This window comes from Pseudomonas sp. SIMBA_067, assembly GCF_046534675.1.
GTDB classification, from domain to species: Bacteria; Pseudomonadota; Gammaproteobacteria; order Pseudomonadales; family Pseudomonadaceae; genus Aquipseudomonas; species Aquipseudomonas putida.
Map to the genome: position 1 here is coordinate 1 of NZ_JAWRYH010001163.1, position 243 is coordinate 243.

A 243-nucleotide genomic window follows, 5' to 3' on the forward strand; every position below is an offset into this window, starting at 1 on the left:
GTGGCCAACAACGGTATTTTATTTAGTGAGTCTGCGCAAAAAGGCGCGCACTTTATTCAACTATGTGCACAGCGCAACATTCCACTGGTATTTTTACAAAACATTACTGGCTTTATGGTTGGTAAAAAATACGAGTCTGAAGGCATTGCTAAGCACGGGGCTAAAATGGTGATGGCGGTATCGTGTGCCGATGTGCCCAAATTTACTATTTTAATCGGTGGCTCATACGGTGCAGGTAACTAT

At 43.2% G+C, this 243-nt stretch carries 1 protein-coding gene; it reads left to right on the forward strand.

What is annotated here, in order from left to right:
- On the forward strand, positions 1 to 243 hold a 243-nt coding region (locus SB765_RS32940), incomplete at both ends, for a carboxyl transferase domain-containing protein (protein ID WP_410932938.1).